Raw genomic sequence first — 14,650 nt, 5'->3', positions numbered from 1 at the left:
GCTATTGAATTTGGAGTAATTAACCAGCTCCCATGCGCCTTCAGCCCGCTGCCCTCAGGCGGTCGAATCGATGGCTGCGTGCACGGAGCTGGCCTCCACCTCCACCAGGCAGTCGTAAAACGTAGGCGCCCGGCCCAGGTCGGTGAGGGCCTGGCTGGTGACCTCGTTCACGTTGGTGCCGTTCAGCCCCAGCTTGCGCCACCAGATGCCCAGGCCGTTGACCACGCCGGGGCGGGCGCGGCGCGAGACGGTGGCGTGGCACTCGTAGCTGCCCCGGTCGTTGAACACGCGCACCACGGCGTCGTTGGTGATGCCGCGCGCCTCGGCGTCGTCGGGGTGGATCTCCAGCACTGGTCGGCCTTCAATGTTGCGCAGGCTTTGCACGTTCACGAAGGTCGAATTCAGAAAGTTGCGTGCAGGCGGCGAGATCATGGCCAGTGGGTGGCGGGCGTTGGTGCCCTGCAGCTCGTAATTGGGCAGGTGGTCGGGCAGGCCGTCGAGGCCCTGTGCGGCCAGGCGTGCGCTGTAGAACTCGCATTTGCCCGAGTGCGACGGGAACTGGCCCTCGGCAAACGGCGCATCGGGCAGCGCCAGCGTAGCGAACCCTTGTGATTCGAGCAGCGCGTAGTCCACCGTATCGCCAAAGGCCTGGCGGCACAGCGCCTCGTCGCTGTCGGCAAAGCAGGGGTCGGTAAAACCCATGCGGGCGGCCAGGTCGCGAAAAATCTGCGCGTTGCTGCGCGCCTCGCCCAGCGGTGCAATGGCGGGGCGGTTCAGCAGCACATCGGTGTGGCCGTAGCTCAGGTGAATGTCCCAGGCTTCAAGCTGTGTGGTGGCGGGCAGGATGTAGTCGGCGTAGTCGGCGGTGTCGGTCTGGAAATGCTCCAGCACCACCGTGAACAGGTCTTCGCGCGCAAAGCCTTGCACCACTTTGCCCGAATCGGGAGCCACCGCCACCGGGTTGCTGTTGTAGACCACGATGGCCTCGACTTTCGGGCCCAACTGTGCCGATGCCTCGCGCAGCAGGTCGTCGCCGATGGTGGACATGTTGATGGTGCGCGGTGTCTTGGCCGGCATCAGGTCGGGCCGCTGCAGCACGGCGCGCTGCGCCGGGAACTGGCCCGAGCTGGACAGCAACACGCCACCGGCGCGGTGGCGCCACGCGCCCGTGAGCGCAGGCAGGCAGGCCACGGCGCGCACCGCATTGCCGCCGCCGCGCACCCGCTGCATGCCGTAGTTCAGGCGGATGGCGGCGGGCTTTGTGGTGCCGTAATCTTTGGCCAGCTGGCGGATTTGTTCGACTGGTACTCCGCACACCTCGGCCGCGCGCTCGGGCGGCCATTGCAGGGCGCGCTCGCGCAACGGGTCCCAGCCCAGCGTATGGCGGGCGATGTAGTCATGGTCGAGCCAGTCGTTCACGATCAGCTCGTGCATCAGCGCCAGGGCCAGCGCGGCGTCGGTGCCGGGGCGCAGCGCGATGTGCTCGTGGCACTTGTCGGCGGTTTCGGTTTTGCGCGGGTCAATGCACACCAGCTTGGCACCACTCCTCTTGGCCTGCTGCGCGTAGCGCCAAAAATGCAGGTTGCTGCCAATCGAGTTGCTACCCCAGATCAGGATGAGCTGGGCTTCGGCAAAAAACTCCACCTTCATGCCCACCTTGCCGCCCAGGGTCTGCACCAGGGCCTCGGCCCCGGCCGACGCGCAAATGGTGCGGTCGAGCTGCGAGGCGCCGAGTTGGTGGAAGAAGCGCCGGTCCATGCTCTCGCCCTGCACCATGCCCATGGTGCCCGCGTAGCTGTAGGGCAGGATGGCCTCCGGCGCGCGGGTGGCAATGGCCTGCAGGCGGGACGCAATGTCGCTCAGTGCCTCGTCCCAAGTGACCGATGCGAACTGGCCGCTGCCCTTGGGACCGCTGCGCTTGAGCGGGGTGAGGATGCGCTCGGGGTGGTAGCTGCGTTCGGTGTATTTAGAGACCTTGGCGCACAGCACGCCATCGGTGTGGGCATGGTCGGGGTTGCCTTGCACGCGGGTGGCGACGCCGTTGTCCACCGTAGTGAGCAAAGCGCAGGTGTCCGGGCAGTCGTGCGGGCAAGCCCCGCGCACCTGAATCGGTACAGACTGAGGGGAATTAGCGGCAGAAGACGTGGGCATTCTGTGGGTTGATCGTTAAACTGCAAGCAGGGTTGGAAACGGCGTGCATACGTTGCCGCTGTTCCCAGGAGGCTGCCTGAAGGCAGCGCAGAGGGGTCGCCCTCGTTTTACAAGAGCAGAGATTTCACCATGAACCAAGCGGTATTGGGGCGCAGGCAGTTTTCCGTGGGCTTGGGTGCTGTGGCGCTGGGGAGTTTCCAAGTAGCGCATGCCCAAAGCGAAGGGCGCATTGTGCTGGGACAATCGGCCGCCTTCACGGGCCCTGCCGCCCAGCTTGGCGTGCAGTTCAACCAAGGGGCCAAACTGTTTTTTGATCAGCTCAATGCCCAGGGGGGCGTGGGCAAGCGGCAGATCGAAATCCGCACCATGGACGATGGGTATGAGCCGGATCGTTGCGCGGAGAACACCCGCAAGCTCATTGCGGACGATGTGTTTGCCCTGTTTGGCTATATCGGGACCCCCACCAGCCTGGCTGCAATGCCGCTGTTTACCAAGGAGAAGGTGCCGTTTTTCGGCCCCTTCACCGGCGCCGAAGCGCTGCGCCAGCCATTCAATCGGTTGATTTTTCATGTGCGGGCCTCGTACTACGACGAGACCGCGCTCATCGTGCGCCAGCTCACCAACCTGGGGCTCAAGAAGATCGCGGTGTTCTATCAGAACGACGCGTATGGCAAGGCGGGGCTCGACGGGGTGACACGGGCACTGGCCGAGCTCAAACTGGCGCCGGTGGCCACGGCCACGGTGGAGCGCAACTCCACCGACGTGAAAGCGGCCGTGGACAAGCTGGTGCCCGCCATGCCCGATGCCGTGGTGCAGATTGCGGCCTACTCCGGCAGCGCAGCTTTTGTGCGCGCGGCCCGCAAGGCGGGGTTTGGCGGCACGTTCTATAACGTGTCGTTTGTGGGCACGCAGGCACTGGCCGATGAACTGGGCAAGGATGGTGCGGGCGTGGTGGTGTCGCAGGTGGTGCCCTCGCCCTACCAGCCCTCGCGCCAGATCACGCGCGAGTTTCTGGAGGCCATCAAGAAGGGGGGCGACAAGGTGCAGCCCAACTATTCGAGCATGGAGGGCTATCTGGCTGCACGCGTTTTTGCCGAAGGCCTGCGCCAGGCCCAGGCCAGTGGAAAGATCACGCGCGAGAGTTTCATCGCGGGCACCGAGGCGATCGGCAGCCAGGTGATCTCTGGTTTTCCGGTGTCGTTCAGCGCCACCAGCCATGCGGCGTCTAAGTTTGTCGAGGTGTCGATGCTGACCGGGGACGGGCGCGTGCGCACCTGAACGGGCAACGTAGGGCCAATGCGGATGGCGTGTGTGCCGCTCCGCTCCTATATTCGCGCGCACTGCGCCGCTTGTGGTGCAGGCCTCGGAGGCGGCAATGCAATTCACATACTCTGCACGGTGGGCGCGCGCTTGCTGCGCCCTGTTGGCGCTGGTGGCCAGTTCCATCGCGCTGGCGCAGGCGCCTGCGGCACCCATCGTGTTCGGACAGTCGGTGGCGCTCACCGGTGCTGGCGCGGGCTTGGCCGTGCCATTCCAGCAGGGCGCCAAGCTCCACTTTGACCGGGTGAATGCCGCTGGCGGCATCGGTGGACGGCCCATTGAGCTGGTCACGCTTGACGATGCAGGCTCGCCCGAGCAGGCAGCGGCCAACACCCAGAAGTTGCTCGCGCAGAATCCGCTGGCGCTGTTGGGCTATTACGGCTCGCCCCAGGTCACGGCCAGCTACAAACTCATCAAGGACAGCGATGTGTTGCTGTTTGCGCCCATGGCAGGGGGCGACGAGTTCCGTGGAGCGGTCTACCCCAACGTGTTCACGTTGCGGCCGGGTTATGCCGAAGAGTCGGTGGCCGTAATGCGCCACGCCGCCACGCTGGGCGTGCGCAAGCTGGCCTTGTTGCACGGGGCCGATAGCGAATCTCTGGCGGCGCTGGAGTCGGCCGAAAATACCCTCAACGGCCTGGGTGCGAACCTGGTGTTCAAGGGGTCGATCACCTCACCCGACAAAGCGCTGGCGGCCAAGCCCGAATCGCTGCTGGTGATTGGCGATGCGCGTGGGGCCGCCACTGCCATCCGGGAGCTGCGCGCACAGGGCTTTCGCGGGCCGGTCTACGGGTTTTCAAACACGGGGGAAAGCCTGCTGGCAGAGCAACTGGGCACGGCGGGCGCAGGCGTTGTGGTGGTGCGGGGCGTGCCCCGCAGCGACAACGCGCGCCTGGCCATCGTGCGCGATCTGCAAGCTGATGCGGCCGCCGCCAAGCTTGGCAAGCCCAACGTCTACATGCTCGAGGGCTACATTGCGGCCCGTGTCATGACCGAGGCGCTGCGCCGCATGGGCAAGGACATCACCCGCGCCCGCCTGCGCAAGACGCTGGAGGGCATGGAGGAACTGAACCTGGGAGGCTTTCGCGTGCACTTTGCGGGAGATCGCGTGGCATCCCGCCTCTTGGAGCTGGGCCTGATCGACGGGCAGGGGCGGGTGCGGGAATAGGGGAATAGCCGCCCGCCCGCCCGCCAGTGCGTTTGTATGTGCGCAGGTCCAGGGGCTGATCAGCCCAGCGTGCGCGTGCGAGCCAGTCCCTGCATGAACGCCTCGCAGCGGGCCAGTTGCTCCAGGCTCACGTACTCGTCGGGCTGGTGCGCTTGCTGGATACTGCCGGGGCCACACACCACGGTGGAAATCCCCGCATTTTTGAACAGCCCTGCTTCGGTGCCGAAGGCCACCAGCGTGGTGCCTTGTTCGCCCGTGAGTTCTTGCGCCAGGCGCGTGACGGGGTCGTCCTTGTTGCCCAGAAAGCTCGGTATCTCGCAGATGGTCTCAAAGCCGAAACCTGCAGCGGGCGCCACCTTTTTCATGGCAGGCTCCAGCGACTGTGCGTAGGCCACCACCTCGGCCTGCATCTGCGCTGCATTGGCGGTGGGCAGGTCGCGGAACTCGTAGCGGAACTCTGCGTCGCGCGGCACCACGTTGTCGGCAATACCGCCATGGAACTGGCCCACGCTGGTGGTGGAGAACGGCACGTCAAAGCCTTCAAACCGGGGCTCGTTCTTCTCGAATCCCTCACCCATGTCCCGCAGGCGGCTGACCACACGGGCGGCCATCTCGATGGCGTTGACCGATTGGGGCGTGAGGGACGAGTGCGCCTCTTTGCCACGCACGCAGCATTTGTAGCGGTACACGCCCTTGTGGGCGATGGCGGGCACCATGCTGGTGGGTTCGCCCACGATACAGGCCAGGGGTTGGATGCTGGCATCGCGCAGGTCGGCGATGAGTTCCTTCACGCCAAAGCAGCCTATTTCTTCCTCATAGCTGAATGCGTAGTGGATGGCAAAGGGCGCGTTGCTGTTCAAAAACTGCTCGGCCTGCGATACGGCGATGCCGATGAAGGCCTTCATGTCGGCACTGCCGCGCCCGTACAGATTACCGTCCTTGACCAGCGCACTCAGTGGGTCCATGGTCCAGTCCTGTCCATCCCATGGCACGGTGTCAGTGTGGCCCGAAAGGATCACGCCGGCGGGTTTGCCCTCGCCCAGCGTCGCAAACAGGTTGGCCTTGGTCTTGTCCTCGTTGAAGGTCAGCCGGCTCTTCACACCGAGCTTGGCGAGGTGGTCGCGGATGAAGTGGATCAGCTCCAGGTTGGAGTTGTGGCTGACGGTGTTCATGCGCACCAGGGTTTGCGCAAGTTCGAGGGCGTGGGCAGAAATCATGGAGTGGCTAGCGAATAACCCGGGTTGGCACGTGTGTTGCTGTCGGGCTAGACTGTGAGATCGTAAGGACACATATCATGAACGTTATCGACTCCATCGTCACCCAGGCGGCCAGTATTGCAGCAGTGCGCCGGGACATTCACGCCCACCCCGAGCTGTGCTTCGAAGAGGTGCGCACCGCCGACGTGGTGGCCCAAAAGCTCACCGAATGGGGGATTCCCATCCACCGGGGGCTGGGCAAGACGGGCGTGGTGGGCATCGTCAAGGGCCGCGACGGCGGCGCCAGCGGCCGTGCCATTGGCTTGCGTGCCGACATGGATGCCTTGCCCATGCAGGAGTTCAACACCTTCGCCCACGCCAGCGTTCACAAAGGCAAGATGCACGCCTGCGGCCATGACGGCCATGTGGCGATGCTGCTGGCGGCAGCCCAGCACTTCGCCAAGCACCGCGACTTTGATGGCACCGTGTACCTGATCTTCCAGCCTGCGGAAGAGGGCGGCGGCGGTGCCCGCGTGATGATCGAAGACGGCCTGTTCGAGCAGTTTCCCATGCAGGCTGTGTATGGCATGCACAACTGGCCCGGCATGCCGGTGGGCACGTTTGCCGTGAGCCCCGGCCCGGTGATGGCGTCGACCAGCGAGTTCAAGATCACGCTGCGCGGCAAGGGTGGCCACGCCGCGTTGCCGCACACCGGCATTGACCCGGTGCCGATTGCCTGCCAGATGGTGCAGACCTTCCAGACCATCATCAGCCGCAACAAGAAGCCGGTGGACGCGGGCGTGATCTCGGTCACCATGATCCATGCGGGTGAGGCCACCAACGTGGTGCCCGACAGCGTAGAGCTGCAGGGCACGGTGCGCACCTTCACTGTGGAGGTGCTCGATCTGATCGAAAAGCGCATGCGCCAGGTGGCCGAGCACACCTGCGCTGCACACGACGCCACCTGCGAATTCGAGTTCGTGCGCAACTACCCGCCCACCATCAACTCGCCCGCCGAGGCCGAGTTTGCCCGCAAGGTCATGACCACCATCGTGGGCGAAGAGCGCGTGCTGGCGCAAGAGCCCACCATGGGCGCCGAAGACTTTGCCTACATGCTGCAGGCCAAGCCCGGCGCGTATTGCTTCATCGCCAATGGCGACGGAACCCACCGCGAGATGGGCCATGGCGGCGGGCCCTGCATGCTGCACAACCCCAGCTACGACTTCAACGACGACCTGATCCCGCTGGGGGCCACTTACTGGGTCAAGCTGGCCGAAGAGTGGCTGGCCCAGCCCTCCAGCGCGGCTTGACGTTCTGGTCGGTCTCACACCTGCCCCGGACGCACACTGCGCGCGCCCGGGTTTTGTTTTGTCGAATTTTGTCGAAAGCCCTTGTCCATGATCGGTGTCGTTGAAGCCTTCTCGCCCAGTTACGCCCAGGCCCGTAAAAAGTTTCTAGAGGCTGCGGCCACCGCGGGTCTGCCCATCGAGTCGCATGCCCATCCGCTCAAGGGCCGCGATGGCGAAGACCTGGCCATGGACGTGGTACGCGACGGCCCCGCCGATGCCAAGAAGCTGCTCGTCGTGAGCAGCGCCTGCCATGGCGTAGAGGGCTACTGCGGCAGTGGCGTGCAGGTGTTTTCGTTGCACGATGCCGAGTGGCGCGCCAAGGCGCGCGATGCCGGTGTGGCGACGCTCTACATCCATGCACTGAACCCGTATGGCTTCTCGCATGTGCGCCGCTTTACGCACGAGAACGTGGACCTGAACCGCAACTTCCAGGATTTCACCAAGCCCCTGCCCGTGAACGCCGCCTACCGCGAGGTGCAGCCCCTGCTGCTGCCCGGGCAATGGCCACCCGGCCCCGACAACCAGGCGGCCGTGCAGCAGTACATCGCCACCAAGGGCGAGGCCGCATGGCAGGCCGCCATCTCGCAAGGCCAGCATGAGTTTCCACAGGGCGTGTTCTTTGGTGGCACCGAGCCCACCTGGAGCAACCGCACGCTGCGCCAGGTGCTGCGCCAGCATGGCACGGGGGCGTCGCACATTGCGTGGATCGACCTGCACACCGGCCTGGGCCCCAGCGGCCATGGCGAACGCATCTACGCCGGCAACGACGACTCCGTGGCCGTGGCCCGCGCGCGCGCCTGGTGGGACGGTGGCGGCGCCACGCCGGTCACCTCCATCTATGACGGCTCGTCCACCTCGGCCTTCCTTACCGGCCTGATGTGGACCTCCATCTACGATGAATGCCCCCACGCGGAGTACACCGGAATCGCCATGGAGTACGGCACCGTGCCCGTGCTCGACGTGATGAATGCGATCCGTGCCGAGCAGTGGCTGAACCTGCATCCCGACACACCCGCTGACAAGACCGCGCAGATCAAGGCGCAGATGCTGGCGGCGTTCTACACGGATACGCCCGAGTGGAAGGGCCAGATCATCAGCCAGGCGCGGCAGTCGATGTTCCAGGCGGTGGATGGTTTGGCGGGGAAAATTTGATAAAAAGTGCCTCTGGCGCTTTCTGGGTAAGCGCTAAATGCTATTGAATTTATAGCATTTGATTCGCAGCGTTGCTCCGCCACAAGGAGTGAGCAGAACGCTCACAGCCCCAGTTCACTCAGCCCTGGATGGTCATCCGGGCGCCGCCCCAGCGGCCAGAAGAACACCCGGTCGGACGCCGCGATGGGCAGATCATTGATGCTCGCGTGGCGCACGGCCATCAGGCCAGCGTCGTTGAACTCCCAATTTTCGTTGCCATAGCTGCGGCACCACTGGCCTGCGGTGTCATGCCATTCGTAGGCAAACCGCACGGCGATGCGGTGACTACTGAACGCCCAGAGCTCCTTGATGAGCCGATAGTCCAGTTCGCGCGCCCACTTGCGTTCCAGAAACTGCTGCGCAGCAGCGCGCCCGACCGGAAACTCGGCCCGGTTGCGCCAGCGTGTGTCCTCCGTGTAGGCCAGAGCCACGCGCGTGGGGTCGCGCGAGTTCCAGCCGTCTTCGGCCAGGCGCACTTTCTGGGCCGCGGTTTGCAAGGAAAAGGGCGGAAGAGGAGGGCGGGATTCCATGGGCAATACCTTGGGTGAACGAGGAGGGATCGAAAAGAATGATGCCGCGTAGACAAGTCTGTCTACGCGGCATCATAGCGGGATGTAGACAGACTTGTCTACAATGCCTGCATGATCCCCTTGCCATCGCCTGCCTGGAAAGACTTGCCCGCCCGCGACCGCCTGCTGCTGACCGCGCACGCACTTTTTTACCGCGACGGTATTCGTGCCACGGGCATCGACCGCGTGATCGCCGAGTCGGGGGTGACCAAGGTCACCTTCTATCGGCATTTCCCCAGCAAAAACGATCTCATCTGCGCCTACCTCGAATACCGCCATGCGGGCTGGATCGCCTGGTTTGCTGCGGCCCTGGAGCGGCATGGTGGCGCATCCGGCATGGATGCGCTGGTTGCCACGCTGTCCGAATGGTTTGGCCGCGATGACTTCAGGGGCTGTGCCTTCATCAACAGCGTGGGTGAGGTGGGCAGCACGGTGCCCGAGGTGGTGGCGATTGCGCAGCGCCACAAACGGGAGATGACCGACCTGGTGGCCACCCTGCTGCCCCCTGGCGTGCAGCGGGCGCGCGACGCCGAGGCCGTAACCCTGGTGGTGGAGGGCGCCATCGTGCGGGTGCAGATGGGCGAGCCTGTGAAGGCGGTGCTGGGCAGCGTGGCGCGGCTGCTGGAGGGTCTTGCACCGCAGCCGTAGCGCCCGCAGCGGGCGCTGCGCCTTGTCTCACGCGTACTGCGCCAGGCCGTGACCGAAGGACCAGTTCTCCTTGGCCACTTCGACGATGTTGACGAACACATCCTCCGGCCGCAGGCCTGGGCTCTCGCCCAGCAGCTGCGCAATGCGCTGGAACAGCGCCTTTTTCTGCTCCAGGCTGCGCGTGTTGTTGGCGGTGATCTGGATGAACACCACGTCGTCGCTGCGGGCCACGCCCAGGTACGACGGGCTGTAGCGGAAGTTCGCGGCCTCGTGCTCGGTGACGGTCATGAACTGATCGTCCTCGGGCACGTTGAAGGTCTCGCGCATGGCGCGGTACAGCGTGTCGAAGATCGCTTGCCGGTAGGCCTCGGGTTTTCCGGCGCGCAGGGCGATATGAACGAGTGGCATTGCAGGGTCCTTTCACAAGATGCTGGCGAAATGCTATCCATATGAATATCCTATGGGTACCTATTTCAGAAATATCAAATTCAAATGATTGAGCGATCTCTGGATCTGGATGCTGTCGAGGCTTTTGTCCGCATTGCCGAGCTGGGCAGCTTCACGCGGGCCGCCGAAGCCATGGGCTCGGTGCAGGCCGCGATGAGCCTGAAGCTCAAGCGGCTGGAGGACCGGCTGGGCTGCAGGCTCATCGAGCGCACGCCGCGCCACGTACAGCTGTCGGCCAGGGGCGCGGCCTTTCTGGAGCACGCCCGCGAGCTTCTGGCCGTGCACGACCGCGCACTCGCCACCTTCGCCCATGCCCGCCAGCGGTTGACGATCGGCATCAGTGACCATGTGGCGGGGCCAGAGCTGCCTGCGCTGATCGCCCGCATGAACGCGCAGGACCCGCAGTTGCTCATCGAAATCCGCATCGGCTCATCGGGCGACCTGCTGCAAAGCTACGACCGGCGTGAGCTGGATGCCGTGCTGGCCCGCATGCACGTGGGCCGCGGTGATGGCGAGTTGCTGGCCGAGGAACCCTTCGGCTGGTTCGCTGGCCCCGGCTGGCAGCACCGCGCGGGCGATCCCTTGCCCCTGGCCACGCTGGCAGAGCCCTGTGGTGTGCGGGCGATGGCAGCGCAGGCGCTGGACGCTGCGGGCATCGCCTGGGCCGAGGTGTTTGTGGGTGGAGGCGTTGCTGCCGTGGCGGCAGCCGTGATGGCCGGGCTGGGCGTGGCGGCGCTGGCGCCGCGCATGCTTCCGCTGGGGGCGGTGAATGTGGGTGTGCGCCTGGGTCTGCCAGCGCTGCCGCGCCTGCCTGTGCTGCTGCACGCGCGTGCCAAGGACGGCCGGCCACACGATGCGCTCGTGGCTCTGTCGGCGGCCTTCCGCAGCGCGGTGCGGGGCTAGTGCCACCGCGGCGGATTCACTCGAGCCTGACGCCCTGCGACGCGCCATGACGGGTGTCGCGGTCATACTGCTTCTCGCGCTCGGCATGGTCGCGCAGCTGGCGCTGGCCCAGCGCGTTGGCTTCGCGCTCCAGTGTTGCGCAGTCTGGCGCTACGGGCAGCGCAGCAATGCCCTGGTCAATCGCCAGCGCCGCGTCACGACCGAACTGGACATGGCCTTGTTCGTGGCGGGACAACGCGGGCAGGTACCGGTCGAACACCGCTTGCTGGGCGGGGGTGGCGCTGCGCAGTTCGGGCAATTGAACCTCGGTGCGCAGTCGGGTGGTGACCTCGGTGAGGGTGCAGCGGCCCGAGGCCTCACGCCACCAGCGAAAGGTCCAGCGCACATCCCAGCGGGTGTGGCCATGAAAGCGCTGAGCATTGACCGTGATGGGGGTGGCAGCATTCAGTGCCTGCCGCAAGGTCTCGCCAGGCTGGGCGCGCACGGGGTAGGGCCGCAGGGTGTGTTCTTGCGTGACGGAGGCCTGGGCGGAACCCCCGCAGACCAGGACTGCCAGCACCCCGCCAAGGCTCGTCGCGCGCGCATTCACCACCGTGGCCCCTCGTCGTTCACTTGCCCCAGGGCAGCATCAGCGTGAGCAGCGACAGCTGGTCGAACTCGGGCGCAAAGGCGTCGATGATCTGCTGGGGCTCAGGGCACAGCGTGGTGTCGGTGATCACGCCAAACTGCACGCCGCCGCCATAGCTGAGGATGGAGACCCCCAGGCCAATGTCGCCCGACTGCGGCACCCAGAACATGCACTGCGTGACGCGTGAGCCGCACAGCGTGAGCTGCTCCTTGGGGCCGGGCACGTTGGTCATGACTGCCGTGGTCTTGCGGCCAAAGAGGTTGAGCAGCGCGTCCTGCGCGGGCTTGATCATCAGGCCCGCCACGGCCAGCATGGCAAACGCCAGGATGGGCTGGGTGCTGCCCTTGAGCGCGTTCATGCGCTTGCGCACCTCGTACACGCGCTCTACGGGGTTGGCCACACCAATCGGCAGCACCAGCGGCACCAGTCCAAAGCGGTTGCCCAGCTTCCAGGCCTCCTCCATGGGGCGCAGGTTGACCGGGATCATGGCGCGAATTTCCTGGCCCGTAGGGTCGTCGCCCTGGTTGCGCAGGTAGCCGCCGATGGCACCCGCCACGCAGGACAGCAGCACATCGTTGATCGAGCAGTTGAGGGCCTTGCCGATGGCTTTGACCTCTTCCAGCGGTATGGGTGGGCACCAGGCCACGCGCTTGGCGCTGCCGGGCTGGCCTTTCAGACGCGTGGGGGAATCGTCAGGCATCAGTGCGAGCGCCGCTGCATCGCTCACCAATTGGTACGCTACGCGGGCCATGTCCATCGTGCCCGCCAGTCCGTGGTGCATGGTTTTCTCGGGGTCGCCCAGCATCTTGAATGATTTTGCGGCGCCGTCGCCGGCCAGGTCGAGCGCCTTCACGGTCATGTCCGTAAAGGGCTTGATGAGCGCGTCGGCAATCCAGTCTTCGCCCGTGGCGGTGTCCTTGTCTGCGCGCGGTTTGCGTTTGGGCGGCTCCGAGCCACCGTCCACCAGCGACATGGTCACCGAGATCAGTGCAATGCCATCGGCAATGCAGTGGTGGATGCGTACGATGAGCGCGCTGCCCGGCTGGCCGTCGTCGCCCACGAAGTCTTCGATCAGGTGCATCTGCCACAAGGGGCGGCGTCCATCCAGTGGCTGCATGGCAAGTTCGCCCACGCGGTCCTGCAACGCGCGCTGCATGCTGCGGCCAGGGTGGTGCGGTAGCTTCTCGCGCAGCACATGCGCGGCGATGTCGAAGTCGCGGTCTTCGACCCAGGTGGCACCTGCCGCGTCTTCCACCACACGTTGGTGAAAACGCGGGTACTGCAGCAGGCGCTGCTGCACGCGCTCGCTCAGCACTTCCCAGGTGACGCCTGGCGACAGGGTCCAGACCCCGTTGATCATCATCAGGTTGCTGTGCGAGTCCATGCGCAGCCAGGCCGTATCGACCTTGCTCATGCGCTCGCCCGAGAGGCCCAGCATGCCGGTGGCGGCGCGGCGCACGTTCTTCTGCACCACGGTGGCTGCTTTGCGGGCTGCGGGCGGCAGGGCCTGTGCTGCACGGCGCGCCACATCGGGGGCCTGGGTGCGGACCTTGCGCAAGGCAGGGGTAGCGCTTTCGGAGACAGCGGCGCTGGGGGCTGGAATGCGGGTCACCATCAGATGTACACCTGTTGTGTTTGTTTTTGGGGGCTTGCCTCTATGGATCGCACCGCTTGGGGTGGCGCGCAGCCCGTAAGATACAACGCAGCAACCCCTTGCCAACACCGTTCTTTCCCTCCCCCATCTTTTTCTTTCGATTCTCATTCAAGGAGCAACCGACATGGCCGATCTGACCGCCACCTTCGAAGCCGCTGTGGCCAATTCCAAGAATCTCAGTGAGCGTCCCGACAACGCCACGCTGCTCAAGATCTACGCGCTTTACAAGCAGGCCACTGCGGGCGACAACGCCGAGAAGAAGCCCAGCTTCTCCGACATGGTGGGTCGCGCCAAGTGGGACGCCTGGGAAAAGCTCAAGGGTACGGGCGCCGACGAGGCCAAGCAGCTGTACGTGGATTTGATTGCTTCGCTGAGCTGATACGACGCTTCCCCCAAAGAAAAAGGCGACCTGGGTCGCCTTTTTCTCTTTCGCACGTGAGGTGCCTAGCCCGGAACCCATCCTTTGGGCAATCCCGCTTCCGGCGTCATGCCATAGATCGGCTCGCCTGGCAGACCCGCCTGCAGCGGCGCACGTGCGGCCATCAGGCGCTTCAGGTCTACCCCCGTGGTGATGCCCATGGCCTCGAACATGAACACCAGGTCTTCGGTCACCACGTTGCCCGACGCGCCCGGCGCATAAGGGCAACCCCCCAGGCCGCCCAGCGACGCATCAAAGGTGCGTACCCCCACGTCGTAGGCCGCCAGGCAATTGGCCAGGCCCAGGCCGCGGGTGTTGTGCATGTGGGCCGCACCCGCTTTGGCACCCAGCTCGGCGCGCAGGCGTGTGAACAGGCGGCGCACCTGCGCCGGGTTGGCCATGCCGGTGGTGTCTGACAGCCCCACCTCGTCAGCGCCCGCCTCGGCGCACAGGCGAGCGAGCCAGATCACATCGTCCTCGGGCACCTCGCCTTGCAGCGTGCAGCCAAAGGCGGTGGACAACCCCACCTCCACCAGCACGCCGGGGGCTTGTGCGTCACGCAGCCGGGCCACGGCGCGCACTTCTTCGACCATGGCCTCCCGCGTCTTGCGCACATTGGCCAGCGAATGGGCGGCGCTGGCCGACACCGGCAGCGTGACCTTGTGCACACCTGCAGCGAGGGCCGCTTCGGCGCCGCGCAGGTTGGGCGCCAGCGCCATCACGGTGATGCCAGGGTGGGTGAGCGCGTGGCGGACCACCTCGGCCACATCGGCCATCTGCGGCAACAGGCGCGCCGGCACGAACGAGCCGACTTCGATCTCACGCAGGCCGGCCGCCACCAGGGCGTCGATCCAGCGCAGCTTGTCGGCCGTGGGCATGGTGGCTTTGACGGACTGCAGGCCATCGCGCGGCCCCACTTCGCTGATGAGAACGTCGGGGGCTGTGGGGTGGTTGGTGGTGGATGGGCTGGGCATGGCGGGGCAGGGGACGGCTGCGAGGTATGGTACC

General features: G+C 65.4%; 14 protein-coding genes. 7 read left to right on the top strand and 7 right to left on the bottom strand.

What is annotated here, in order from left to right; translation table 11 throughout:
• Positions 1-54: 54 nt before the first annotated feature.
• Complete coding sequence (locus tag CLU85_RS21055; RefSeq protein WP_100411991.1) at positions 55-2,151, bottom strand: molybdopterin-dependent oxidoreductase; 2,097 nt, start codon at positions 2,149-2,151, stop codon at positions 55-57.
• Positions 2,152-2,280: 129 nt separating this feature from the next.
• On the opposite strand from CLU85_RS21055, the gene CLU85_RS21050 reads away from it, so the two are divergent.
• A complete protein-coding gene (locus CLU85_RS21050) occupies positions 2,281-3,429 on the top strand; it encodes an ABC transporter substrate-binding protein (protein WP_100411990.1) in 1,149 nt (382 codons plus the stop codon).
• A 97-nt stretch (positions 3,430-3,526) separates the two neighbouring features.
• Entirely contained in the window at positions 3,527-4,639 is a 1,113-nt protein-coding gene (locus CLU85_RS21045) for an ABC transporter substrate-binding protein (RefSeq protein WP_100411989.1), read from the top strand.
• 59 nt (positions 4,640-4,698) lie between these two features.
• Here the strand turns inward: CLU85_RS21045 and argE are convergent, their stop codons facing one another.
• On the bottom strand, positions 4,699-5,856 hold the full coding sequence (gene argE / locus CLU85_RS21040; protein WP_100411988.1) for an acetylornithine deacetylase: 1,158 nt from the start codon (positions 5,854-5,856) through the stop codon (positions 4,699-4,701).
• Positions 5,857-5,933: 77 nt separating this feature from the next.
• On the opposite strand from argE, the gene CLU85_RS21035 reads away from it, so the two are divergent.
• Together CLU85_RS21035 and CLU85_RS21030 are read left to right on the top strand one after the other, a co-directional pair.
• Positions 5,934-7,145: a M20 aminoacylase family protein gene (locus tag CLU85_RS21035; RefSeq protein ID WP_100411987.1), complete on the top strand. Its 1,212-nt coding sequence runs from the start codon at positions 5,934-5,936 to the stop codon at positions 7,143-7,145.
• 87 nt (positions 7,146-7,232) lie between these two features.
• Positions 7,233-8,336: a M14 family metallopeptidase gene (locus CLU85_RS21030; RefSeq protein WP_100411986.1), complete on the top strand. Its 1,104-nt coding sequence runs from the start codon at positions 7,233-7,235 to the stop codon at positions 8,334-8,336.
• A 101-nt stretch (positions 8,337-8,437) separates the two neighbouring features.
• On the opposite strand, the gene CLU85_RS21025 is transcribed toward CLU85_RS21030, so the two are convergent.
• The gene (locus CLU85_RS21025; RefSeq protein WP_100411985.1) at positions 8,438-8,905 is read right to left on the bottom strand and encodes a nuclear transport factor 2 family protein; all 468 of its coding nucleotides are present in this window, start codon (positions 8,903-8,905) and stop codon (positions 8,438-8,440) included.
• Between the two features lie 111 nt (positions 8,906-9,016).
• Here CLU85_RS21025 and CLU85_RS21020 point away from each other — a divergent pair, with 111 nt between their 5' ends.
• A complete protein-coding gene (locus tag CLU85_RS21020; RefSeq protein WP_100411984.1) occupies positions 9,017-9,592 on the top strand; it encodes a TetR/AcrR family transcriptional regulator in 576 nt (191 codons plus the stop codon).
• A gap of 27 nt (positions 9,593-9,619) precedes the next feature.
• Here CLU85_RS21020 and CLU85_RS21015 read toward each other — a convergent pair whose 3' ends face one another.
• Entirely contained in the window at positions 9,620-10,000 is a 381-nt protein-coding gene (locus CLU85_RS21015) for a tautomerase family protein (RefSeq protein WP_100411983.1), read from the bottom strand.
• 84 nt (positions 10,001-10,084) lie between these two features.
• Between CLU85_RS21015 and CLU85_RS21010 the strand changes: the two genes are divergently transcribed.
• Entirely contained in the window at positions 10,085-10,942 is an 858-nt protein-coding gene (locus tag CLU85_RS21010) for a LysR family transcriptional regulator (RefSeq protein ID WP_100411982.1), read from the top strand.
• A gap of 16 nt (positions 10,943-10,958) precedes the next feature.
• On the opposite strand, the gene CLU85_RS21005 is transcribed toward CLU85_RS21010, so the two are convergent.
• Both CLU85_RS21005 and CLU85_RS21000 read right to left on the bottom strand, forming a co-directional pair.
• A complete protein-coding gene (locus CLU85_RS21005) occupies positions 10,959-11,531 on the bottom strand; it encodes a DUF922 domain-containing Zn-dependent protease (RefSeq protein ID WP_232727889.1) in 573 nt (190 codons plus the stop codon).
• Between the two features lie 19 nt (positions 11,532-11,550).
• Complete coding sequence (locus CLU85_RS21000) at positions 11,551-13,185, bottom strand: wax ester/triacylglycerol synthase family O-acyltransferase (RefSeq protein ID WP_100411980.1); 1,635 nt, start codon at positions 13,183-13,185, stop codon at positions 11,551-11,553.
• A gap of 163 nt (positions 13,186-13,348) precedes the next feature.
• Between CLU85_RS21000 and CLU85_RS20995 the strand changes: the two genes are divergently transcribed.
• Positions 13,349-13,603, top strand: coding sequence for an acyl-CoA-binding protein (locus CLU85_RS20995; RefSeq protein WP_100411979.1), 255 nt, complete (start codon positions 13,349-13,351; stop codon positions 13,601-13,603).
• Positions 13,604-13,668: 65 nt separating this feature from the next.
• On the opposite strand, the gene CLU85_RS20990 is transcribed toward CLU85_RS20995, so the two are convergent.
• Positions 13,669-14,616, bottom strand: a complete 948-nt coding sequence (locus CLU85_RS20990) for a hydroxymethylglutaryl-CoA lyase (protein WP_100412681.1) — start codon at positions 14,614-14,616, stop codon at positions 13,669-13,671.
• Positions 14,617-14,650 lie beyond the last annotated feature (34 nt).

The sequence above is a fragment of the Acidovorax sp. 69 genome (assembly GCF_002797445.1).
Taxonomy (GTDB): Bacteria; Pseudomonadota; Gammaproteobacteria; order Burkholderiales; family Burkholderiaceae_C; genus Acidovorax.
Note: the sequence above shows the minus strand (reverse complement) of the source record. Positions and strands in the feature narration are given on the sequence as shown.

Bases quoted from the DNA above. Each gene is read 5' to 3' on its own strand.
- CLU85_RS21050 (WP_100411990.1), top strand. From the start codon at position 2,281: ATGAACCAAGCGGTATTGGGGCGCAGGCAGTTTTCCGTGGGCTTGGGT.
- CLU85_RS21035 (WP_100411987.1), top strand. From the start codon at position 5,934: ATGAACGTTATCGACTCCATCGTCACCCAGGCGGCCAGTATTGCAGCA.
- CLU85_RS20995 (WP_100411979.1), top strand. From the start codon at position 13,349: ATGGCCGATCTGACCGCCACCTTCGAAGCCGCTGTGGCCAATTCCAAG.
- argE (WP_100411988.1), bottom strand. From the start codon at position 5,856: ATGATTTCTGCCCACGCCCTCGAACTTGCGCAAACCCTGGTGCGCATG.
- CLU85_RS21025 (WP_100411985.1), bottom strand. From the start codon at position 8,905: ATGGAATCCCGCCCTCCTCTTCCGCCCTTTTCCTTGCAAACCGCGGCC.
- CLU85_RS21000 (WP_100411980.1), bottom strand. From the start codon at position 13,185: ATGGTGACCCGCATTCCAGCCCCCAGCGCCGCTGTCTCCGAAAGCGCT.
- CLU85_RS21030 (WP_100411986.1), top strand. From the start codon at position 7,233: ATGATCGGTGTCGTTGAAGCCTTCTCGCCCAGTTACGCCCAGGCCCGT.
- CLU85_RS21055 (WP_100411991.1), bottom strand. From the start codon at position 2,151: ATGCCCACGTCTTCTGCCGCTAATTCCCCTCAGTCTGTACCGATTCAG.
- CLU85_RS21010 (WP_100411982.1), top strand. From the start codon at position 10,085: ATGATTGAGCGATCTCTGGATCTGGATGCTGTCGAGGCTTTTGTCCGC.
- CLU85_RS21045 (WP_100411989.1), top strand. From the start codon at position 3,527: ATGCAATTCACATACTCTGCACGGTGGGCGCGCGCTTGCTGCGCCCTG.
- CLU85_RS21015 (WP_100411983.1), bottom strand. From the start codon at position 10,000: ATGCCACTCGTTCATATCGCCCTGCGCGCCGGAAAACCCGAGGCCTAC.
- CLU85_RS20990 (WP_100412681.1), bottom strand. From the start codon at position 14,616: ATGCCCAGCCCATCCACCACCAACCACCCCACAGCCCCCGACGTTCTC.
- CLU85_RS21020 (WP_100411984.1), top strand. From the start codon at position 9,017: ATGATCCCCTTGCCATCGCCTGCCTGGAAAGACTTGCCCGCCCGCGAC.